We start from the raw sequence: 22483 nt of genomic DNA, 5'->3' as shown, positions 1-22483 counted from the left end.
CTAAAACAAAATGAATATTCCTTATTATCATGCCATTGGTAAAGAAGTTCAGGTATTTGAACATGCCTATAATTGTAAAATTCCCTTCTTATTAAAAGGACCAACAGGCACAGGAAAATCCAGATTTATTGAGCATATGGCTCATAAATTAGACACCAAACTTATAACGATTTCATGTCACGAGGAAACCTCATCAACAGATTTAATAGGCAGATTTATTATTAAAGGTGCCGAAACCGTTTGGTTAGATGGCCCATTAACCACTGCTGTAAAAGAAGGCCATATTTTATATCTCGATGAAATTGCCGAAGCTCGTCCTGATGTTATTGTTGCTATTCACTCTTTAACCGATCACAGACGTGAATTGTTTATAGATAAGTTGGGTGAAACTATAAAAGCCCATAAAGATTTTATGTTGGTAGCATCATTCAATCCTGGTTATCAACGTGGATTTAAAGAATTAAAACCTTCAACAAGACAGCGTTTTGTTGCAATTTCATTCGATTATCCAGAAGAAAAAATTGAAGCCGAAATTTTGGTTTCAGAAACAAATGTTTCAAAAGACGACGCCAAAAGACTGGTAAATATTGCTACAAAAATTAGAAACCTCACCGAGCTTGGTTTAACCGAAACCGTTTCAACCAGATTATTGGTAGATGCAGCACACTTAATTCACACAGGATTACCAAAACGTTTGGCCGTTCATGTAGCTGTTGTGGAACCCCTAACCGATGATTTGGAAGTCATTCAAGCCTTAAAAGATTTAAGTGATTTAATGATATAAATTAATTGGCAGTACACAGTATTCAGTTGGCAGTCCAATTGATACTGAAAACCGCAAACTGAAGACTAAAGACTATGTTCGAGTTCGAACCAGACGAGTACATATTTACCAAGTTTGCCTTCTTTTTTAAAAAACGTAAAAAGAGAAAAGAAGCAGAACTTAAACACGCCGTAAATTTAGATGAGATAAAACCAAGGTTAACCATTTTTGCACGCGCAATTACTGGTGAAGCCATCGAGATTTATGCAGCAGAACGCGAGGGCGGTTATAGAAACAACAACTTTTTTCTGCCTACTAAATTTTACGATTTTCAATCGGTAAAAGACAATATTTCATTTTATTTATTTAGAGTTTTATACTTATCTGTTCAAAAGAATTTAAATTTAAATTGGAACGATAATACCGAACACGACACTTTAGAATCGCAACAAAAAGCACAAGACACTTCAAAAGGCGTTTTAAAAGAATTGTTCGAACAATTCCCCATTACAGAAACCTATCACCAAAAATTTGTGTCTTTTTATAACGAAAAAGCCACGAAAAAAAAACCAGCAGATTTTTCATTTATATATGGAAAATGGATGCGGAATGACATCAAAGACAATTCAGTTGAAAAACTAGAAAACTTTACAGATCAAGTTAAAAAGGCAAATGAAGAACAGCCCAAAACACTAATAAAATCTAAAGCTGTTGAAGAAATAATTTCGGTACAAATAGACCAAAAACAACTAGAAGATGCGGTATTACAGCATCAGTTTGAAAAGGTTGAAACCGCCGAAGAATTTGGAGGGAATTTTAGGGAGATGGATGGTGATGATGATTTAGAAGATCACTCCAACGCGCTCGATGAAGTTAATATGAAACATACCGTTCGTGTTGATGATACAGCGCATTCCGTCTATCAAGCTGATTTTATTGAAAACACCACCATTGCCGAAAGTGCAGAAAACGAAAGCAATGGCTACTTTGTGACTTACGATGAATGGAATTACAAAGACCGAAGTTATAAAGAAGACTTCTGCAAAGTATATCCTAAAAATCCTGTTGTTTCTGACCCTTCGTTTTACAAAAAAACATTAAACGACAACCGCTCTACTTTAATGGGTTTGCGAAAAATGTTGACCACCGTTAATAACAAATACCAGCAACAGCGCAGGCAACCACAAGGTGAAGAGTTGGATATTGATGCGGTTACCGACTTGTTTGTTGATGTACATACAGGTCATACCCCATTAGAAAAAATCTATCTATCCAAGCGTAAAAAAGAAAAAGATCTATCCATTCTATTGTTGTTGGATGTGAGTTTATCCAGTGATGGCTATGCTGCAGGGAATCGGGTTATTGATGTTGAAAAACAAGTATCCATTCTGTTTGGAGAAATTTTAAATGAGTTCAATATCGATTTTTCCATCGATTGTTTTTACTCTAAAACTAGAAACCATTCCAGTTATATCACTTTGAAGGGTTTTGATGAAAACTGGGATGTAGCAAAACATAAAGTGGGCGGTATCGAACCTAGTGGCTATACACGTATTGGTGCAGCTTTAAGACATTCTGGAGCATTGTTAGATAAACGTGACACCAAAAACAAATGGGTCATTTTAATATCAGACGGAAAGCCAAACGATTATGATAAATACGAAGGCAAATACGGTATTAATGATGTTAAACAAGCACTTCGAGAACTTAATGAACGTCAAATAAACTCATATGCTTTGGCTATTGAAGCACAAGCCAAATATTATTTACCGCAAATGTTTGGACAAAACCATTATCAAATTTTAACCAACCCTGTGGAGTTGTTGCAATCGTTGGTTAAACTTTATGAGCGAATAAAGCATCAATCTTAAAAAAGAAAAAGCAATTTTAAAACATAAAAAATGAAAAAAATAGTAATTGTATTAGTGATGTTGGTAGTTAATCTCACATTTACGCAAACTTTTGAAGTTACAGCAGAATTAAGACCACGATTTGAATATAGACATGGTTTTAAAACTTTAGCTGTAGACACACTTGATGCTGCTGTCTTTGTCTCGCAACGTACACGTTTAAATTTTCGTTATGGAAGCGAAAAACTAAATGCTTATATAGCAGTTCAAAATGTAAGAGTTTGGGGAGATGTTTCAACTTTGGCAAGTGCAGATAAAAACGGAACTGCACTTCATGAGGCTTGGGCTGAAATGTTTTTTTCTCCAAAATTATCTATGAAACTAGGTCGTCAAGAAATTATTTATGATGACCATAGGATTTTTGGTAATGTGGAGTGGGCACAACAAGCAAGGAGTCATGATGCTTTTTTAACAACCTATAAACCTAATGAAAAGCATAGACTGGATTTAGGTTTGGCTTTAAGTTCCGAAAGCGAATCGTTGTTTGAAATTGATTATGATGTAACAAACTACAAGAATTTCCAATATTTATGGTATCATGGAAATTTTGGTGATGTTGGTTTAAGCTTTTTATTCTTAAATAATGGGTTGGCTTTTGATAATAATGGTAAACAAGAAGTTGAATATAATCAAACAATTGGTTCGCATGCAACATTTACTAAAAACAAACTCAAGGTTGATGCATCTTTATATTTCCAAACAGGTAAAATTGCAAAAACAGATTTAAGTGCTTTCAATGCTGCCGCAAATGTTTACTATGGATTAGCTAAACATTTTACCGTAGGTTTAGGTGTAGAAATTCTATCTGGTACAGACATGGATGCTACAGATTCTAAATTAAAATCGTTTACGCCATGGTTTGGAACTAACCACAAGTTTAATGGTTGGATGGATTATTTTTATGTAGGAAACCATATTAATTCGGTTGGTCTATTAGACATATATGCAACATTCAAGTTTAAAAAAGATAAGCTATCAGCAATGCTTATTCCTCATTTCTTTTCTTCTGCAGCAAATGTTGTAAATAGTACAGGAAAAACCATGGACAATGCTTTAGGTACTGAAATTGATTTTGTTTTTGGGTATAAATACACCAACAATATTAGTTTTAATTTAGGCTATTCTCAAATGTTTGCAACAGAGACTATGGAAGTTTTAAAAGGAGGTGATAAAGATGCAACCAATAATTGGGCTTGGGTAATGATTACTTTTAAACCAAAACTATTTACATATTCTAACCCTTCAGAAAAACAATAATATTGAAAAAAGCCTAATTGAAATAACTCAATTAGGCTTTAATTTTTAAAACTTCAATTAGGTGGAAAGCGCAAAAATAGATTATAAAAATATTTTTTATCCTCCAGGGGGCATCCTAATCTGGATTGTTATTTTTTTAGAGCTCATTACCTTTGGTATGGCTTTGGTTGCTATGGCTTACAGTAGCAAAGAAGAACCTGAAGTTTTTCATTCTTCTCGACTACTTTTAAACAGTACTATTGGTGCAATAAACACACTGTTTTTAATTGGAAGCGGTTATTGTATGGCAAAAGCGGTACATTATTTTAAAGTTAATAATCTAAAAAAGGCTTCATTGTTTTTAAAATTGACGCTGTTGGGCGGTTTGCTGTTTATTGGTTTAAAAGGTGTTGAATATTACGATAAGATTGAGGCTGGCTACACCATAGGCTATAACACGTTTTTTTTGTTTTATTGGATGATTACACTATTTCATGTTATTCATGTGTTGGTAGGTATGGTTATTTTGGTGCTTGTGTTTTTTGGTATTTGTAAAAAGGGTACTGAAGCCAATATAGAAAACATTGAAGCAAGCGCTGCCTTTTGGCATATGTGCGATTTAATTTGGGTGCTTTTATTCCCAGTAATTTATTTAATTTTTTAAGATGAAAAGTGCCAAAATTACATTGGGAGTTTTAATATTACTTACCCTTATTTCAGCATTATTTGCACAACAAACATTAAGTTATTCAGCCATAATAATACTAGCGCTTGCGGGATTGAAATTTTTAGGAATTAGCTACTATTTTATAGAGTTAATTAAGGCTCATGTGTTTTGGCGATTCATTGTTGCTGCATTTGTTTTTATCATTTTAGCAATCATTTTGGTTATTCGCTATTAGCTTTAGGTTATTTCCAGAACACATCGTCTTCCTTGTCTATAAATTTTTCATCGTTATGAAGCGCTTCAATAGTTTCAAATTGTTTTTCAGTAGCTACGTTTTGAATTTTAGGAAAAAGTACACGTTCTTCAAAACGGATGTGTTTTTCCAATAATAATTCAATTGTCGAAAGCGTTTGGGTATTTTTATCAGATTCAGTAAAAAGCATTTGTAGTTCCCGATGTTGTTCAATTGCTTCAATAACAAGTTTGTTGTCACTATTAAGTATTGTAAAAATATATTCTTCCTCTATCTTAAAATGAGGAATTAAATGTGTTTTGTAGAACCAATTGGCGTAAGCCCAAATGCGTTCTGGAGTTATCTTTTTACTAAAACCTGTTCTAATTTTCCAGCACAACAAGAGTCCATGGTGATGCTCCTTGCTTAACGGCTGTAAGGCTGTATGGCGTTTTAAAGGTTTATTTGGAGATTTCATACGTTTCTTTACTTAAAGTAATGGTAAAAACTGTAATGCCTATTGGCAATAATATACTGAATAGAAATAACATTAAATAATATTGGTCAATTATACCTTTTCCTTCATAAAAATAATACCCTTGAAGTGCTATTAACAATTCTGTTAGTAAAAAACCACATATAAAAGTGTAAACTCCTAAAATTAACAATTTGGAAGCCTTTAACTTGAAGTTTTGAAAAATAAAAGCAAATAGAAAACCAGATATAACGCCTAACATGTTTAAATGAATAAACCCAATTACAAAATTTCGATTTTCGTAAACTATTTGTGCAAATTCAGGAAAAAGGGATGTGAGTTGAAACATGTTTTTTAATACCAAGCACAAAACAGCAAATACCAAAAAGTTTCTAACTAGGTTGCTTTGTTTTTTTAAAAAGCGGACTAATTTCTGTTTAATAAGTTTAAAGAACAGAACTAGTGATATAATTTGTAAGATTACACCAACACTATTTATCCACAATAAACTGTTGTGAGGAGCAAACCATTGAATGGGCAAGGCTAACGTTAAAATGGTTGAAGAAATTAATGTATAAAAAAAGTATTTAAATAATTGAGAATATTCAATATTCAATAGAAAAAAGAGAATGGTTATAACACCAATTAAAAACCAACCATTAAATTGAAAATGTAAAAAGAACTGAATGGCAATTTGGTAAAATGCACTGGTTTGACCAAGCGTAGCAACGGCCGGACCTAAACACCAAACACCTAAAGTAGAAACAAGCATAAATAGGAGAGAAGCTCTAACCAAAAGTTTTGTTACTCTAGAATCCGTTTTAAGATGTTTCCAGATTACAAAAACAAAATAATAACTGCACATTATATGAAGTGTCGAAAAGCTGATGGATATTGCTGCATAACCTTGAAAGGGGAAGCTTATCATCATTCCAATTACAGCAATCTCTGTAACCCAAAACAGTCGGTTGTAAATGGTTTTTTTATCTGGAATAAGATAATGTACATAATAGGTGTAAAGCATTAAATAAACCCAACCTAACATAGCTACATGGGAATGTGCGTGCGTTAAAAAACGATAGTTAAAGGGTACATCGTTAACGAAAGAATATCTTAATAACAAACCCATTAGGGCAGCAATCAAGAAATTAATTAAACAAACAAGAATAAGTTTTTTGTGCATTAATAAATTAAAAAGATGAAAATACACATTTAAAAAAATTCCAGAAAGCCTTTGAGGACAACTTTCTGGAATTTAACCAAACAAATAATTATTACATTATTAACCAAACAACTGTTCTAACTTTATGGCTTGTGGAAACAGTATATTATTTTCTAAATGAATATGTAAATGCAAATCTTTTTCAAACTCGTCAAGCATGGCAAATGTTACACGATAGGTATTGCAGGCATCACTTGGTGGATTATAATTGTCTGTTAAATCAGCAATCTGTCTAAAGCGTTCACCTTCATTATCATGTTCATGCTTCATCATTGCAATTGGATTATCGACCGTACCAAAATGAGGAGTTTCAATAACACTATTCCTTAATTGAGCTTGAACCATTTTTTTAATAAAAGGAAATAAAATAAGTTCTTCTTTTTTCATGTGGGCTGCCAATTCTCCTGCCGATGCAGTAAATAATTCGTTAATTTTAAGCAGTTCGGGATGTCTCTCGCCATGTACTCTACACAGTTTATCTAAAAACTGTTTTAATACAGGAATTTTTTCTTCAACGTAACGGTGATGCTTTTTTTCAATGTAATCTATCAATAAATCTAATGGCCACGATTTGTAATCAATAGCTTGGTCACCTTTATTATTTAAAACACTATTAAGCTCATCTAATAATTGGTTACTGTTTATACCTTTTTTTTGGCAAGCTTCATCTATGGTTCTTCCACCATTACAACAAAAGTCTATTTTGTATTTTGAAAATACCGCTGCAGTTCTATAATCCGCAGCGACGTAGTCTCCTATATGTTTTTCAACGTTTCTTTCTAATGTTTCCATATTGTTTTTTATATCGGATAAATATATCCTATTTAATATTAAATTTTTTTTAAACTTTTAAAAATGATGCGCCAGATTTTATGTTGATTGCTAGCTCTTCCAATGTTGTACTTTCAAGCATGTTTTGTAAATCAGTCCGAACACTTTTAAATTTGTCGTGAACAGGACAAGGATGGTTTTCATCACATATTTCTAAGCCTAAGCCACAACCTCTATAAATTTTATCTCCATCAATAGCATTTACTATTTGAGCCAGTTTAATCTTTGATATATCGTTTTTTTCAATTTCAAAACCACCATAAGCACCTTTAACAGAGTTAATAACATTATGCTTAACAAGTGCCTGTAAAATTTTCGCAGTAAAGGCTTGTGGTGAGTTAATCTCTTCTGCTATTTGCTTGGGTGTAACGCGCTTTCCTTCAGAAGAGCTTATAGCTATAAAAATAGATGCTTTAATACCGTATTCGCAAGCTTTTGAAAACATACTTTAGTTATATAATACAAATTTAAACCAAAAAAACAAATCGGACAAAATTATCTTAAATAAAATATTTAATGACACTCTATAAGCCCATTAGCGGTTTCAACAATTGGAGCAGGAGAGAGGTAAGGTATACCCAATCCTAATCCTCTAACAATAAACAACAATCCAATAACGATTACGAAAATAGGTATTGCTTTTTGAATACGATGTTTGATGGTCGCATTTAAAAATTTCCCCAAATAAATGGCAGCAGTCATTAATGGTATGGTTCCCAAACCAAAAAGCACCATATACAAAGCGCCATGTGAAGCATTTTGCATAGCAAGGGAAGCAAATACAGCCATGTAAACCAATCCACAAGGTAGAAAACCATTTAAAAAGCCAATGGTTAAAAAGGTATCTGCTGATTTTCTTTTTAATGCTTTTCCTAATCCAGACTTTACTTTGGAAATAAGTTTAAAAATAGGTTTTGAAAAGTTGTATTTATTAAATACATGAGCAGGGATAATTACGACAATAATCATTAGGATACCTATAAAAATGGATAGTTGTTGTTGGATACCAAACAAATAAAGACTTTTACCAACTAAACCAAAAACAAGCCCGATTAGAGCATAAGCAAATAAGCGTCCAATATGATAGGCTAAAATTTGTGCTGTTTTTTTAAATGAATTACTTCGGTCTACTGGTAACATAAAGGCAATGGGTCCACACATGCCAACACAGTGAAAGCTGCCCAATAAACCGAATATGATAGCGGACCAAAGCATTTAATACACAATTTCTTTTTTGTAGAGATATGATTTTCCGTTATATTGCCAATCAACTTTAATGTTCCAACGACCATCCAATAAACGCTTGTCAGGTATGAGCAAATTGTGGCTTGACAATGAAATGTCCGTTTCAAAGTCAAATTGTTTATTAGATGGTCTGTATAGGAACACTTTTCCAGTTATGCTATTAACCTCTAGGGATTCCGGAAATACTATAATTATACCGTCTTCAGTTTTTTTCCAATTAATATTTTCTGCTAAAGCTTTAGCGTTTTTTTCTTTATCAATATCATTTTGGAATTCCAGTTCTTGTTTGTAGTAGTCTTCAGTTACTAAATCATGATCCAAATCCTTATTGGTATTCATATTAATAACAAAATACATGATAAAGGAAATAAACCCTACAAATGCAATTACAATACCAGTTCCCCAATTAAATTTCATAATAGTTGTTTTAATTATAACTTCTTGGACCTAAAAAGTTTACCGTTGTAGTTTCTATTAACTCGTCGCCACTATAAACTTCAATCATAAGTTTGTTTTTATCTCCTGTTAATTCTTTTTTATCTATTTCAATAAATAATGTGCCTTCAGATAGGCCTTCTTTAGGTATCACAATATTGTTAGTGTTGGATACAACTTTTATTTCACCGTTAAATTTGCGTAATTTAAAGTGAACACTGTCAATTTCATGAACCGTTTTATTTACCAATTTATATGTAAATACATTACTTATAATGTTACCTTCTTTGTGTTCATAAAGTTGACCTGGTAACCGTAATACACGAGCTTCAACATCATTTCTAATAAGCAGCATGCCAATTAAAACACCTATTAATATAACCAGAACAGCTATGTAGCCTTTCATTCTAGCGGTTAGCTTAAACTTTTCTTTTGTTTTTATTTCGTGCTCACTGGCATAACGTATTAAGCCTTTAGGAAGATTGATGCTTTCCATTATATGATCACATTCGTCAATACAAGCCGTACAGTTTACACATTCCAATTGTGTACCATTTCTAATATCTATTCCTGTAGGGCATACATGAACACATTGTAAGCAATCAATACAATCACCATGTCCCAAAGCTTCACGATTTTCATTTTTTCTAAACTTTTTACGACCATTTTCACCTTCACCGCGTTTATAATCGTATGCTACTACAATTGATTTTGTGTCTAACAGCACACCTTGTAAGCGTCCATATGGACAAGCAATAATGCAAACCTGCTCTCTAAACCAGGCGAAAACAAAATAGAAAACAGCGGTAAATATTATTAATGGAAATAAAGTTCCCAAATGCTCTGTAGGGCCATCAGTTATGTATTTAAGAAGCTTATCGCTTCCAATTAAATAAGCTAAAAAGATATTGGCTATTAAAAATGAAATGACCAAAAAGATAAACCACTTTAACAAGCGTTTTCTGATTTTTTCAGCATCCCACTTTTGTCTATCTAATTTGCGCTGTTTGTTTCTATCACCATCAATCCAATATTCAATGCGTCTAAAAACCATTTCCATAAAAATGGTTTGCGGGCAAATCCAACCGCAGAATATTCTACCAAATCCAACAGTAAAAAGCGTAATGAACACCACGCCAATTATCATGGAGATAACGAATAGATGAAAATCTTGCGGCCAGAACGGAAATCCAAAAATATTGAAACGACGTTCCAATACATTGAACATTAAAAATTGGTTGCCATTAATTTTGATAAAAGGTGCTGCGAACAGAAAAGCCAATAGTATGTAACTAACTATTTTACGTTTGTCATAATACTTGCCACTAGGTTTTTTAGGATAAACCCACGCGCGTTTTCCTTCTTCGTCAATGGTACCTATCGAATCTCTAAACGATTCGTTTTCTGGAGCTTCCACGGCTTTATTTTTTCTAAATTTTATTAATTTTCTATGGTTATAATAGAATCTGTTTTGACTTTCATAGCTTCAGTTGGAATGTCTTCAGCAGGCGCATTTTCATCTACCCATATCTCGCCTTCAGCATCTTTAGGTTTGGCAGGTGTTGTTCCTTGAAATTGCAACACATAACTTGCTACCTGCGCAATTTCAGACGGTTTTAAACTTTGTTTCCAGGCAATCATACCCTTACCATTTCTACCACCTTCAGATACGGTTTGGAATACATTTTTAATGCCACCACCTAAAATCCAATACTCATCAGTAAGGTTAGGCCCAATACCACCTCCGCCATCAGCCATGTGACAGGCTACACAGTTTTCTTCAAAAATGGCTTGACCAGCTTTTAAATCTGCAGCATCAGTTAAAACAGTTACCGTATTAATATCTACTAAATCTTTCGCTGTTTTTTTGTATTCTTCTATTTCAATTTTGGCTTGAGCATATTCTGCTTCAAGCTCCTGATATTGATTCTCTCCATTAAAAATGTGGAATCTTACTAAATAGACAGCAGCAAAAATAATAGTTGCATAAAACCCGTATAACCACCATGGCGGAAGGCTATTGTCTAGCTCTCTAATACCATCATAATTATGGTCTAATATAATTTCGTGCTCCTCTTCAACAGGTTTTTGGCCTAATAGTTTTTTATAGGTTTTTTGAATCCAAACAATAAATCTTGGAGTTTCGTGTTGTCGGGCATCGTAACGTGCTTTAGCTTCAGCATCTAAACTTTGATATAAAATGTTGTCCATTGAACTTACAATGGCTTCTACAGCAATGAGTATTATTAAAACCAAGACTAAAAAAAGCAAGATTACTGGCTGTTCCATGAATGCAGGTTGATCTCCCGATTCAATAAAATATTCTACGAGTCCGAATATTATAAAAAATACTAACGGGACTCTTATCCATGAAGGAATTAATTGTCTCATAGTTCTGTCTGGTTTTGGTTATCGTTATCTAAAGGTATGTTACTTACGGTTTTGATATAGTCCTTTTTTGCTGTTAAAACCCACCAAAATAAGACTACAAAAAATATGAAAAAGATAAGCAGTGAGATTATAGGATATATTTCTATACCTGCAATGCTATCCATATGATTTTTTACAAATTTTAGCATAATTTTAGTTTTGTGTGGTTGTTTCTAAATCGTTAACTTTTATGTCTGTCCCTAATCGTTGTAAGTAGGCAATAAGCGCTACAATTTCTCGATTTCGCATTTCTATAAAATCGGCACCACCGGCTTCCTTGTCAGCTTCATAGGTTTCAGCAAAGTCAGGATCGGAATACAGATTTTTTTCAATTTGAGTACCTTGCTCCAACATATGTTGTTGAGCGTTGGCGATATCCTCTTCTGTGTAAGGAACGCCTAATGTTACCATAACTTCCATTTTAGCTTCAGTTTGCGACTTATCTAATTCATTTCTAATAAGCCATTGATAGGCAGGCATTATAGAACCGGAAGATGTACTTTGTGGGTCATACATATGGTTAAGATGCCAGTTATCTGAATATTTCCCACCAACACGGTGTAAATCTGGTCCTGTACGTTTACTTCCCCAAAGGAATGGATGGTCATAAACATATTCACCAGCTTTCGAATATTCGCCATAACGTTCAACCTCACTTCTAAAAGGACGAATCATTTGTGAATGACATCCCACACATCCTTCTCGAATATAAATATCACGTCCTTCTAGCTCCAATGGTGTGTACGGTTGTACACTACTGATTGTTGGGATATTAGATTTTACCATAATAGTTGGAATAATCTGTACAATACCACCAATTAATATAGCAACGGTTGCGTAAATAGTTAATTTTATTGGTTTACGCTCTAACCAAGTGTGCCAACCTTCTCCAGCAACACGACCTTTGGCTACTCTTTGTAAGGCTGGTGCTTCGGCTAATTCATCTTCTACTTTTGAACCATTTTTAACGGTTAATACTATATTATAAACCAATACCAATAAGCCCGTAATGTATAATGTTCCACCTATTGCACGCATCCAATACATAGGTATAATTTCAGAAACAGTTTCCAAAAAGTTACCATACACTAAAGTGCCATCCGGATTAAATTGTTTCCACATACTTGCTTGAGTAAAACCAGCGACGTACATAGGCAATGCATAAATTATGATTCCTAGCGTTCCAATCCAGAAATGGAAATTAGCTAAACCAACAGAATATAACTTTGTTTTCATTAACCTTGGAATGAGGTAGTATATAATACCAAAGGCCATAAAACCATTCCATGCTAATGCACCAACGTGTACGTGAGCAATAATCCAATCGGTGAAGTGGCCAATGGCATTCACATTTTTTAATGATAGCATTGGGCCTTCAAAAGTAGCCATACCATAACCTGTAATGGCAACAACCATAAATTTTAAAACAGGATCCGTACGTACTTTATCCCAAGCACCACGCAAGGTTAATAGTCCATTTATCATGCCTCCCCAAGAAGGCATAATCAACATAACTGAAAAGGCAACTCCTAAGTTTTGAGCCCATTCAGGTAAAGCCGTATATAGTAAGTGGTGAGGTCCAGCCCATATATAGATAAATATTAAGGACCAAAAGTGTACAATAGATAATCTATAAGAATAAACAGGTCTATTGGCTGCTTTAGGTACATAATAATACATAAGCCCTAAAAATGGCGTAGTTAAGAAAAATGCAACCGCATTGTGCCCATACCACCATTGTACTAGTGCATCTTGGACTCCGGCATAAACCGAATAACTTTTCATAGCACTTACAGGCAATTCAAAACTGTTAAAAATATGAAGTACAGCTACAGTTACAAAGGTTGCCAAGTAAAACCATACAGCTACATATAAATGACGCTGTCTTCTTTTTAAGATAGTCCATATCATATTTACACCAAAAACAACCCAAACCAAAGCAATGGCAATATCTATTGGCCATTCTAACTCGGCATATTCTTTTGAGGTTGTATAACCTAACGGTAATGAAATAGCTGCAGCAACAATAATTAATTGCCAACCCCAAAAATTTATATTACTTAAAAGGTCGCTGGCCATTCTTGTTTTTAATAAACGCTGAAGAGAGTAATAAATACCGGCAAACATGGCATTACCAACAAAAGCGAAAATAACAGCATTAGTGTGTAAAGGTCTTAAACGACCAAAACTTAACCACGAAATGCCATCGGTAAGGTTGGGGAATAGAAACATAAATGCGAGTAACAAACCCACAACCATTCCTACAACACCAAATACAATGGTGGCATAGAGGAATTTTTTAACGATTTTGTTATCGTAATAAAACTGTTGTACTTCCATAATAATTAATTAGTTTTTTTTGGTTTAATGATGGTTTTTTTAGGTTGTTCTTTGACAAGTTCATCATCAAATAACATTCGTACAGAAGGCGTATAACTATCGTCATACTGCCCATTTTTTACAGCATAAATAAAAGCTATAAAAAAAATTACAGCAACTATAATGCTGATACTCAATAAAATGTATATAACACTCATACCTATTTGAAGTTACATGTCAAAAATATTGTTAAAAGTTACTTAAAAATATGATAAAAATCATGTTTCACATTATTTGTAATCATTCTAATTTTCTACCTATTAAATTTGTTGCAATAGTTGTAAAAACTACAATGCTAATAGAACTTAAAGGCATTAATATAGCTGCAATTACTGGTGCTAATTGTCCTGTTACTGCAAAGTATAATCCTATTATGTTATAAATAAATGATAGTATAAAACTCCATTTTATAATTTTAATCGCAGATTTGGAAGCTTTAATAAACTGATATAGTTTATTGAATTTTGTAGCATCTAAAATAGCATCACAGGCAGGAGAAAATACGTTGACATTTTCTGAAATAGCAATTCCTACATTACTTTGAGCTAGTGCTCCTGCGTCATTTAAACCGTCACCAACCATAAGAACTTTAGCGCCTTCGGTTTGATGATATTTTATGTATTCTAACTTGTCCTCTGGTTTTTGGTTAAAAATTAATTTGGTTTTAGATGGGAGTAACTTTTTTAGGTTTTCTAATTCTCCTTCATTATCTCCAGAAAGTATTACTAAATCGTAGTGTTTTTTAAGTTTATTAAACAGTTTTGAAATCCCTTTTCTATAACTGTTATAGAATGTGAATTTTCCCTTGTATTTATTATTGGTGCTAATATGAACTGTTGTGTTGAGCAATTGGGTTTCTGTAGCCCCAACAAAACTAGCTGAACCAATTTTTATATAATCCTGTTCATGGGATGCTTCTATACCTTGCCCTAAATGTTCTTCAAAGTGATTTAATGAAATGATATTGTTACTATCTAAAATATCATATAATTTACGGCTTAAAGGATGATTAGATCCACGAAGGGTGTTTTTTAATAAAATCTCTTCAGAATTAGAAAGCGAATCACCTTCGTAAGTTGCTGTACTTTTTCTATTTGAAGTTATTGTTCCGGTTTTATCGAAAATAATGGTATTAATGTGTGACAACTGTTCAATAACCGACGCGTTTTTTACATAAAACTTTAGCTTTCCAAAAATTCGTAATAAGTTACCAAATGTAAATGGCGCTGATAGGGCAATAGCACATGGACAAGCTATTATTAAAACAGCTGTAAATACGTTCATAGCTTTTGAGGAATCTACCACCAACCAATAGCTTGTGGCTAAAATAGCTATGCCAAGTACCGCTATAGTAAAACGCTTGCTAATGGCATTGGTTAAGGTTGTAAAGCCCTCTTCTTTATTTTTACTAAAAACATCATTACTCCATAACTGGGTTAAGTAACTTTGCTCAACAGATTTTAAAGCTTCCATCTCTATAACACCAGAGGTTTGTTTACCACCAGCGAAAAGCTTATCTCCAGAAGTTTTGGATATAGTTTCAGATTCTCCAGTCACAAAACTATAGTCAATTCTAGCTTTACCGTTAATTAAAATGCCATCTACAGGGATGAGTTCTTCATTTCTTATAAGTAATCTATCTCCTTTTTCTATATCATAGACCTGAATAGGTGTTTCCTTGCCTTCAGAAATTTTGGTAATAGCAATAGGGAAATAGGATTTATAATCGCGTTCGAATGATAAAAAGGAATAGGTTTTCTGTTGGAAAAATTTTCCTAATAATAAAAAAAACACCAAGCCTGTTAGACTATCGAAAAAACCGGAGCCTAAATCAAAAATAATTTCAACAGTACTTCTAATAAACAGTACTGCAATGCCTAAAGCAATTGGCACATCTATATTTAACAGTTTAGATCGAAGCCCTTTATAAGCCGAAATAAAATAGTCTTGTCCAGCATAAAAAACAACAGGTAGAGAGAAAGCAAACATAATCCACCTAAATAAGTGTTTATATTTTTCCAACCAGAATTCGCCAACTTCAAAATATTCAGGAAATGACAAAAACATAACATTGCCAAAAGCGAATCCAGCAATACCTAACTTATAAATTAACGAACGATTTATATGTTCCTTTCCAGTTTTAAAATCGTCGAGCGAAATGTATGGTTCATACCCAATGGAGCTTAAAAGCAATACAACATCTTTTAAAGTTAAGGCTTCGGAATTATACGTAACCCTAACATTTTTTTTGTCAAAATTTACTTGAGAAGCAGTAATATTTGCATTTAATTTAGACAAGTTCTCAAGAATCCAAATACAAGAGCTACAGTGAATATGTGGAATATATAATGTGGCAACTTGAATTTTTCCTTCATTAAATTCGGTTAGCTTTTCTATAATATTTTCTTGAGATAGAAAATCGTATTTGCCTTCAATTTCTTTTGGAACTGCACCTGGAGCATTTTGAAAGTCGTAATAACACGTTAAATCGTTTTCAGAAAAAATTTCATAAACAGTTTTGCAACCATTACAACAAAACAGTTTGTCGTTATAAGTTATTCGTTCTGAATTACATATGTCGCCACAGTGGAAACAAGTAGCCTTGTCCATAAGAATTGCTCATTTTATACCTGTAACAAAAGTCACAAAACATGTGTAAACAATATATGATATTTGTCATGTTTTAACTAACTTTACAAAACATTTTATTGGGTATGGGCAAATGCGAACAATGTATTATACGTCAGTTTAATTCATTAAAATCTTTAACTAAAGAGGAATTAATTAGAATTTCAGGTTGTAAAACGACAAAAACCATTAAAAAAGGCGAAATTATTTTTGAGGAAGGCGAAAACATCAATGGCATTTTTTGCGTAAAGGATGGTATTTGCAAATTGTCAAAATTAAGTGCCAATGGTAAAGACCAAATAGTAAAATTGGTTGTAAAAGGTGATTTATTAGGTCAGCGTTCTTTAGTTGGCGAAGAGTCGGCTAATTTGAGTGCTGTAGCTTTAAATGATATGGAAGTTTGTTTTATACCCAAACATGAAATCATGAATGATTTACAACAAAACTCAAAGTTTTCATTTGATGTCTTGCAACAAATGGCTAAAGATTTAAAAGAGAGTGACGACATTATTGTTAATATGGCTCAAAAGTCTGTAAAACAACGTTTAGCCGAAACTTTAATTTATGTTTACAACCATTTTGGAAATAACGACGAAGGGTTTTTAGATGTAATTTTATCCCGAGAAGACTATGCCAATATAGTTGGAACAGCTACAGAGTCGGCTATTAGAATATTATCCCAACTAAAAAAAGAAGGCTTGATATCTACTTCTGGTAAGCAAATAAAGATAGAAGACTTAAAGGGTCTTGAACGTATAGAATAAAAAACGCTCTCAATTTTTGAGAGCGTTTTTAGTTTATTTTTCAGCTTCGATTTCAGTATCTGGTATTTCACCATCAACAGGTTTGTTAACCTCTTTGAGGTAAGTATCTAAAAATTTCAGAATACTACTATAAGCTTCAATTTGATTTTCCTTTTTAACAAAGCCGTGCCCTTCATCTTCAAATAAAACATATTTAACTGGAACGCCATTTGCTCTAACACCTTCAACTATTTCATCAGATTCCACTTGCAATACTCTAGGGTCTTGCGAACCTTGTAGAACAATTAAGGGTTTGGTAACCTTATCAGTATGAAATAAAGGCGATATGCGTTTTAGCCTAACAGAATCAGCCGAATAAGGGTCTCCTAGCTCTAGATAAAGTGATTCTCTGAACGACTCCCAGTAAGGCGGAATACTTTTTAAAGTACGCAACCAATTGGTAACACCAAATATGTTCACGCCTACATCAAACTCTTCAGGTGTGTAAGTTAAGGCGGCCATGGTCATATAACCACCATAAGAACCCCCTATAATTCCAATTTTATCACCATCAATTTCAGGTTGTGTTGCCAGCCAGTTTTTGCCTTCAACACAATCTTGTAAATCTTTCTCACCATGGTTTAAATCATCCATCTTATAAAACGTTTTTCCATAACCGCTACTACCGCGATTATTGACGGCTAAAACAGCATATCCATGATTCACCATATACTGTATCAAGGAACTAAAGTTTTGACGAGACTGTCCTCCTGGACCGCCATGCACCCAAACCATAGCTGGTACTTTATTGGTTTCAGAGGCTTGATGCGGTAGGTAGTAAATAGCTGGTATTTCTACACCATCAAACGATTTGAATCTAATAACTTTTGCAGTTACCAAATCATCTGGGTTAATCTCTTTATTAAGAACATTGGTCAGTTTGTGCTGTTCTTTGGTTTCAAAATTGTAAGTGTATAAGTCTGATGGCGCGTTAGAACCTCCTACATACATACGCATCCAATTTTCATCTTCAGAAAAGCTAACGCTGGTTATACTTTTATCTTCAAAATCAGGTAATTCTATAGGGTTCATAGTGCTGGCATCCAAAACCTCGATAGTATTTTTTCCATCTTCATTTACAAAAACGGTCATGTACTTACCCCTTTCAGTAAAGCTTGAACCCCAAATATCCCAGTTTTTTTCTAAAACTTTGGTTTTTTCACCAGTTTCCAGATTATAGGCCATTAGGTATGCAAATTCAGCACCATCATCCGTAGTATAATAAAATGTATTATTATCAATAGAAAAACCTTGGGCAGAATTTCCACTTAAATTCTCATTGACTTTTACTTTTTTATTGGTCTCTCTGTTTACTATAAACAAATCACTATCATTGGTGTTTAAAGATTTTGATAATGCGATATGTTTTTCATTATTTGATATGCTATTAAGATTAAGCCCGTCGTTATTTTGATAAAATAGTTCAGATGAAAAGTCCTCAATATTCATTTCATAAACATCAAAATACCTCGAATCCCTTTTATTAGAACCGTAATAGAATTTAGTTTTATCGTCAGACCAGCCATAAAAATTAGATTTTGCACCATCAAACGGTGTTAAATCTGTAATATTTCCGTTAGGGTCTCTCAAATAAATATGGTCTAACTCATCTCCATTTCCATCTGATGAAAACAAAATGCGTTCATCATTGGGGAAGTAAGAAATGGCAAAAATTGAAGAGCTATCCGATTGTGTTAGCGGCTTAAATTCACCACCTTTAACTGGTATTTCATATAAATTATAAATTCCAGATCGGTTGCTATGCACCAATAATTTTGAATTATCAGGTGCAAAACTACCATTTCCTACAGCCTCATTATCCATAAACTGTTCTATGGTATACTGCGTTATTTCAGGTGCTTTTTTAGCAACTGATTCTTTAGGCTCATTTTTACATGATAAAAACGCACCAATCATAAACAATACAACTATTTTTTTCATTTTTAGTATTTTAGTTATGTAGGTTTATTTAATCGATTTTAAAGGTCTTTGTTTTTTTAAATGGATTTAATTCTAATTCCTCCATATTGGATTGATAATTTTTCCAATCGTTATTGAAAAATTCATTAGTCTTTTCAAAAGCGTCATTAATGGCATTTTTTGCAAAATCTATTAATTGAGTTTCTGTCCTTGTTAATCCATTTTGACTAGAATTAACATAACTTCTTGCAGCGCCTAATCTATTATTAACAGTCATTTCCCTGCTTCTTGTAATACCTTGTCTTTTATCTTCTTTTCCAAGATATATGTCAATTAATTCATCAATTTTTTTAATAATTTCTTTTGATGATTTAATATTACCCTCATATTTTTCTTTATCTAACTTCTTTAAGTCTGATTGATATTTTTCAGCAATTTTTTTACTTTCAACCAATTGCCTAACAGCATCAGCAATTTCTTGTTGCATAGCTTCTAATTGCTTTCCTGCATTATATACTTCATCAATATTTTTTTGAGAGACTTCAATTCTAGGGTCTGATTTAACCGTAATAAATTCTTCAGATGTTTGGTCACCATAGGTCATAACTACCTTATAACGTCCTGGTTTAACACTTACACCACTAGGCTCATTTTTAGATTCCCTAATGCTACGTGAAGGTCTAGAAACACCAGCTTCATCCATATACCAAGTCCATTTGTGTAAGCCTGATTCTTCAGGTGTTTTTCGTTTTAAGGTACGCATCAAACGATCACCATCATAAAATTGCATAGTAATGGAATCCCATTTGATAACATTTTCCTCTTTTTTATTGTCGCTATTGTTATCATCAACTTCAACTTCGTCATCATTCTCAACATCTGTATTTTCATTTTTCTCATCATCATCAGTTTTCTTTTCATTGACAGTAATGAAGTAGGAGAGCGTAGCACCATAACCTCTATTGTCACCATGATACATGGCATCGGCTCCAAAACGACTTCCTGTTGGTTGTTGATATGCTGCTTGATAAGCGGTTGGAGGCTCAAATAATTCTAATTTTGAATTAACAACCGATTTATCTTTAGCCATAGCGCGTAATGGTCTAATATCATCTAAAACCCAAGCAGCACGTCCAAATGTTCCAATAACTAAATCATGCTCTCTAGGTTGAATTACTAAATCTTTTACAGAAACGGTAGGAAAACCTTCTGTCCATTTTGTCCAATTAGCTCCAGCATCTAAAGAGATGTATAAGCCATCATCAGTACCTAAAAAAAGCAGATTTGGTTCTTCAATATCTTCAACAATTGCAAGAGTATAACTCTCTACATCATTTTCATCTACAATACGTGACCAAGTTTTGCCATAATCTTTGGTTCGGTATGCATAAGGAGTATAATTAAATCGTCTGTAATCATTGGCTATTAATAGGGCTTCACCTTTATTTTTGTTACTTGCTTTAATTTGTGGGATCCAACTGCCAATAGGTAGGCCTTTAATATTTTTGGAAACATCAGTCCATGTTTCGCCACCATTTTGGGTTATGTGAACACGACCATCGTCTGTTCCAACCCACAGCATGTCTTTTTCAACAGGAGATGGTTCAATTACCAAAATGGTACAATGGTTTTCAGCACCAGTAGCATCCATAGTCAATCCACCACTTTCAGATTGTTTTTGTTTTTCAGGGTCATTGGTAGTTAAGTCTTCTGAAATAACGTCCCAAGTCTCGCCTTTATCAGTAGATTTATGCACAAACTGACTTCCAAAATATACCGTGTTATTATTAAAAGGATCTAAGTTTATGGCAGAATTCCAATTAAAGCGTAAAAGCGTATCCTCGTCAGGAGGTGTTGGTCTAACCATAAAGTTATTTCCTGTTTCCCAATCATAACGCATAACGTAACCTTGTTGACTCATGGTCCAACCATATCTAGCATTGTCCTTATCAGGAATTACGTCAAATCCATCGCCAAAACTGATTTCTTGCCAATAGGAGTTTCGGATACCTTGAGCACGCCAAACATAAGCTGGTCCGCGCCAAGAACCATTGTCCTGCATGCCACCGTAAACATTATATGGAAATTCATTATCTACATTAATATGATAAAATTGAGCTACTGGTAAATTACCAATAAAGCGCCAAGTTTTACCACCATCATGTGTGATGTTCATACCACCATCGTTTCCGTCAATCATAAAGCTACCATCGTTTGGGTGAATCCACCAAGCGTGATGGTCTGGATGTACACCATTATTCACACCATAGGCAGGCATTAATTGGTTAAAGTTTTTCCCGCCATCCTCACTAACGTTAACATAGGTAAAAACCGAATACACACGGTTTTCGTTTTGTGGGTCTACATAAATTTCGGAATAGTAAAATGGTCTGTTGCCAATATCATTTTTGTCATTGATTTTTCGCCATTTAAAGCCACCATCCTCACTTTTATAAAGTGCATTTTTTTTGGCTTCCACCAAAGCGTATATTATGTTGGGCTTATTGGCAGCTATAGCCACACCAATACGTCCCAAATTTCCTTCTGGGAAGCCATCGTCAGAAGTTACTTTTTTCCAGGTTTCGCCACCATTATGGGTAATATGTAATCCAGAACCTTCACCACCGGAATTAAAAAACCAAGGATCCCGCTTGTGTTCCCACATGGCAGCGATAAGTTTATTGGGATTGGTTGGGTCCATTATTAGATCGGCAGCACCAGTTTTGTTATTGGTAAATAGTATTTTCTTCCATGTTTTACCACCATCGGTTGTTTTAAAAACACCACGTTCAGGATGTTCACCCCAAGGCGATCCGATAGCACCAGCATAGACAATATTTGGGTTGGTTGGGTCTATAACAACCCGGTGAATATGCCTAGTTTTTTCAAGACCCATGAGTTGCCAGTTTTTCCCACCATCAAGAGATTTATAAATACCATAGCCACCATTGAGACTATTTCTAGGGTTTCCTTCTCCAGTTCCCACCCAGATTACACTCGGGTTGGATTGTTGAATAGCTACTGAACCAATGGAGGCAGTTACTTCTTTATCAAAAATAGGTTCCCATTTAATGCCTCCTGATGTCGATTTCCATAATCCGCCAGAAGCAGTACCTACATACATGACATCAGGATTGTTATGAACCACATCAATAGCTGTAACACGACCAGACATACCGCCTGGGCCTATATTTCGTGGTTTCATGTTTTTGACTAAATCTAATGAGAACTCTTGTTGCGGAAATACAAAGGCCATGCTTAAAAGCATGACAAGGGATACTATTTTTTTCATTCGGTTTGGTTTGTT

At 33.9% G+C, this 22483-nt stretch carries 20 protein-coding genes; 6 read left to right on the top strand and 14 right to left on the bottom strand.

Translation table 11 applies throughout. From position 1 onward, the window contains the following. The first annotated feature begins 10 nt into the window (after positions 1–10). From C1T31_RS11890 to C1T31_RS11870, 5 genes are all read left to right on the top strand, one after another. Positions 11–784 (top strand): CbbQ/NirQ/NorQ/GpvN family protein, encoded by a 774-nt coding sequence (locus C1T31_RS11890; RefSeq protein ID WP_103052727.1) that lies wholly within the window; start codon positions 11–13, stop codon positions 782–784. 74 nt (positions 785–858) lie between these two features. Then, positions 859–2634, top strand: a complete 1776-nt coding sequence (locus tag C1T31_RS11885; protein WP_103052726.1) for a nitric oxide reductase activation protein NorD — start codon at positions 859–861, stop codon at positions 2632–2634. 30 nt (positions 2635–2664) lie between these two features. Continuing rightward, positions 2665–3930 carry an alginate export family protein gene (locus C1T31_RS11880; RefSeq protein ID WP_103052725.1) on the top strand — a complete coding sequence of 422 codons (1266 nt, stop codon included), beginning with the start codon at positions 2665–2667 and terminating at the stop codon, positions 3928–3930. A gap of 61 nt (positions 3931–3991) precedes the next feature. Next, positions 3992–4573 carry a cytochrome c oxidase subunit 3 gene (locus C1T31_RS11875; protein WP_103052724.1) on the top strand — a complete coding sequence of 194 codons (582 nt, stop codon included), beginning with the start codon at positions 3992–3994 and terminating at the stop codon, positions 4571–4573. 1 nt (position 4574) lies between these two features. After that, the gene (locus tag C1T31_RS11870; RefSeq protein ID WP_103052723.1) at positions 4575–4811 is read left to right on the top strand and encodes a hypothetical protein; all 237 of its coding nucleotides are present in this window, start codon (positions 4575–4577) and stop codon (positions 4809–4811) included. A 7-nt stretch (positions 4812–4818) separates the two neighbouring features. Here C1T31_RS11870 and C1T31_RS11865 read toward each other — a convergent pair whose 3' ends face one another. The 12 genes from C1T31_RS11865 to C1T31_RS11810 all read right to left on the bottom strand — a co-directional run bounded on the left by C1T31_RS11865 (position 4819) and on the right by C1T31_RS11810 (position 16435). Continuing rightward, positions 4819–5286: a hemerythrin domain-containing protein gene (locus C1T31_RS11865; protein ID WP_103052722.1), complete on the bottom strand. Its 468-nt coding sequence runs from the start codon at positions 5284–5286 to the stop codon at positions 4819–4821. Then, entirely contained in the window at positions 5270–6466 is a 1197-nt protein-coding gene (locus C1T31_RS11860) for a hypothetical protein (RefSeq protein WP_103052721.1), read from the bottom strand. The genes C1T31_RS11865 and C1T31_RS11860 overlap by 17 nt, the downstream gene beginning before the upstream one ends. A gap of 99 nt (positions 6467–6565) precedes the next feature. Continuing rightward, positions 6566–7297, bottom strand: coding sequence for an iron-sulfur cluster repair di-iron protein (gene ric / locus C1T31_RS11855; RefSeq protein ID WP_103052720.1), 732 nt, complete (start codon positions 7295–7297; stop codon positions 6566–6568). A gap of 49 nt (positions 7298–7346) precedes the next feature. Then, a complete protein-coding gene (locus C1T31_RS11850; protein WP_103052719.1) occupies positions 7347–7781 on the bottom strand; it encodes an RrF2 family transcriptional regulator in 435 nt (144 codons plus the stop codon). 68 nt (positions 7782–7849) lie between these two features. Further along, entirely contained in the window at positions 7850–8551 is a 702-nt protein-coding gene (locus C1T31_RS11845) for a sulfite exporter TauE/SafE family protein (protein WP_103052718.1), read from the bottom strand. Beyond that, positions 8552–8998, bottom strand: coding sequence for a FixH family protein (locus C1T31_RS11840; protein ID WP_103052717.1), 447 nt, complete (start codon positions 8996–8998; stop codon positions 8552–8554). Between the two features lie 10 nt (positions 8999–9008). After that, positions 9009–10433, bottom strand: coding sequence for a cytochrome c oxidase accessory protein CcoG (ccoG, locus tag C1T31_RS11835; protein ID WP_103052716.1), 1425 nt, complete (start codon positions 10431–10433; stop codon positions 9009–9011). 23 nt (positions 10434–10456) lie between these two features. Continuing rightward, the gene (locus C1T31_RS11830; RefSeq protein WP_103052715.1) at positions 10457–11407 is read right to left on the bottom strand and encodes a cbb3-type cytochrome c oxidase N-terminal domain-containing protein; all 951 of its coding nucleotides are present in this window, start codon (positions 11405–11407) and stop codon (positions 10457–10459) included. Continuing rightward, entirely contained in the window at positions 11404–11595 is a 192-nt protein-coding gene (locus C1T31_RS14190; protein WP_103052714.1) for a CcoQ/FixQ family Cbb3-type cytochrome c oxidase assembly chaperone, read from the bottom strand. Before C1T31_RS14190 ends, C1T31_RS11830 begins: the two co-directional genes overlap by 4 nt. 4 nt (positions 11596–11599) lie before the next feature. Next, complete coding sequence (gene ccoN, locus C1T31_RS11820) at positions 11600–13786, bottom strand: cytochrome-c oxidase, cbb3-type subunit I (protein ID WP_103052713.1); 2187 nt, start codon at positions 13784–13786, stop codon at positions 11600–11602. Positions 13787–13791: 5 nt separating this feature from the next. Further along, on the bottom strand, positions 13792–13983 hold the full coding sequence (gene ccoS / locus C1T31_RS11815; RefSeq protein WP_103052712.1) for a cbb3-type cytochrome oxidase assembly protein CcoS: 192 nt from the start codon (positions 13981–13983) through the stop codon (positions 13792–13794). An 82-nt stretch (positions 13984–14065) separates the two neighbouring features. Further along, entirely contained in the window at positions 14066–16435 is a 2370-nt protein-coding gene (locus C1T31_RS11810) for a heavy metal translocating P-type ATPase (protein ID WP_103052711.1), read from the bottom strand. Between the two features lie 104 nt (positions 16436–16539). Here C1T31_RS11810 and C1T31_RS11805 point away from each other — a divergent pair, with 104 nt between their 5' ends. Further along, positions 16540–17217 carry a Crp/Fnr family transcriptional regulator gene (locus C1T31_RS11805; protein ID WP_103052710.1) on the top strand — a complete coding sequence of 226 codons (678 nt, stop codon included), beginning with the start codon at positions 16540–16542 and terminating at the stop codon, positions 17215–17217. Positions 17218–17250: 33 nt separating this feature from the next. Here the strand turns inward: C1T31_RS11805 and C1T31_RS11800 are convergent, their stop codons facing one another. Together C1T31_RS11800 and C1T31_RS11795 are read right to left on the bottom strand one after the other, a co-directional pair. Further along, a complete protein-coding gene (locus C1T31_RS11800; protein ID WP_103052709.1) occupies positions 17251–19197 on the bottom strand; it encodes a S9 family peptidase in 1947 nt (648 codons plus the stop codon). Between the two features lie 28 nt (positions 19198–19225). Next, complete coding sequence (locus C1T31_RS11795; protein ID WP_103052708.1) at positions 19226–22468, bottom strand: VPS10 domain-containing protein; 3243 nt, start codon at positions 22466–22468, stop codon at positions 19226–19228. Between the last annotated feature and the right edge of the window lie 15 nt (positions 22469–22483).

Source organism: Hanstruepera neustonica (assembly GCF_002895005.1).
GTDB classification, from domain to species: domain Bacteria; phylum Bacteroidota; class Bacteroidia; order Flavobacteriales; family Flavobacteriaceae; genus Hanstruepera; species Hanstruepera neustonica.
Note: the sequence above shows the minus strand (reverse complement) of the source record. Positions and strands in the feature narration are given on the sequence as shown.

Coding starts and splice junctions, on each gene's coding strand:
- C1T31_RS11890 (WP_103052727.1), top strand. CDS start 11: ATGAATATTCCTTATTATCATGCCATTGGTAAAGAAGTTCAGGTATTT.
- C1T31_RS11885 (WP_103052726.1), top strand. CDS start 859: ATGTTCGAGTTCGAACCAGACGAGTACATATTTACCAAGTTTGCCTTC.
- C1T31_RS11880 (WP_103052725.1), top strand. CDS start 2,665: ATGAAAAAAATAGTAATTGTATTAGTGATGTTGGTAGTTAATCTCACA.
- C1T31_RS11870 (WP_103052723.1), top strand. CDS start 4,575: ATGAAAAGTGCCAAAATTACATTGGGAGTTTTAATATTACTTACCCTT.
- C1T31_RS11865 (WP_103052722.1), bottom strand. CDS start 5,286: ATGAAATCTCCAAATAAACCTTTAAAACGCCATACAGCCTTACAGCCG.
- C1T31_RS11860 (WP_103052721.1), bottom strand. CDS start 6,466: ATGCACAAAAAACTTATTCTTGTTTGTTTAATTAATTTCTTGATTGCT.
- ric (WP_103052720.1), bottom strand. CDS start 7,297: ATGGAAACATTAGAAAGAAACGTTGAAAAACATATAGGAGACTACGTC.
- C1T31_RS11850 (WP_103052719.1), bottom strand. CDS start 7,781: ATGTTTTCAAAAGCTTGCGAATACGGTATTAAAGCATCTATTTTTATA.
- C1T31_RS11845 (WP_103052718.1), bottom strand. CDS start 8,551: ATGCTTTGGTCCGCTATCATATTCGGTTTATTGGGCAGCTTTCACTGT.
- C1T31_RS11840 (WP_103052717.1), bottom strand. CDS start 8,998: ATGAAATTTAATTGGGGAACTGGTATTGTAATTGCATTTGTAGGGTTT.
- C1T31_RS11830 (WP_103052715.1), bottom strand. CDS start 11,407: ATGAGACAATTAATTCCTTCATGGATAAGAGTCCCGTTAGTATTTTTT.
- C1T31_RS14190 (WP_103052714.1), bottom strand. CDS start 11,595: ATGCTAAAATTTGTAAAAAATCATATGGATAGCATTGCAGGTATAGAA.
- ccoN (WP_103052713.1), bottom strand. CDS start 13,786: ATGGAAGTACAACAGTTTTATTACGATAACAAAATCGTTAAAAAATTC.
- ccoS (WP_103052712.1), bottom strand. CDS start 13,983: ATGAGTGTTATATACATTTTATTGAGTATCAGCATTATAGTTGCTGTA.
- C1T31_RS11810 (WP_103052711.1), bottom strand. CDS start 16,435: ATGGACAAGGCTACTTGTTTCCACTGTGGCGACATATGTAATTCAGAA.
- C1T31_RS11805 (WP_103052710.1), top strand. CDS start 16,540: ATGGGCAAATGCGAACAATGTATTATACGTCAGTTTAATTCATTAAAA.
- C1T31_RS11800 (WP_103052709.1), bottom strand. CDS start 19,197: ATGAAAAAAATAGTTGTATTGTTTATGATTGGTGCGTTTTTATCATGT.
- C1T31_RS11795 (WP_103052708.1), bottom strand. CDS start 22,468: ATGAAAAAAATAGTATCCCTTGTCATGCTTTTAAGCATGGCCTTTGTA.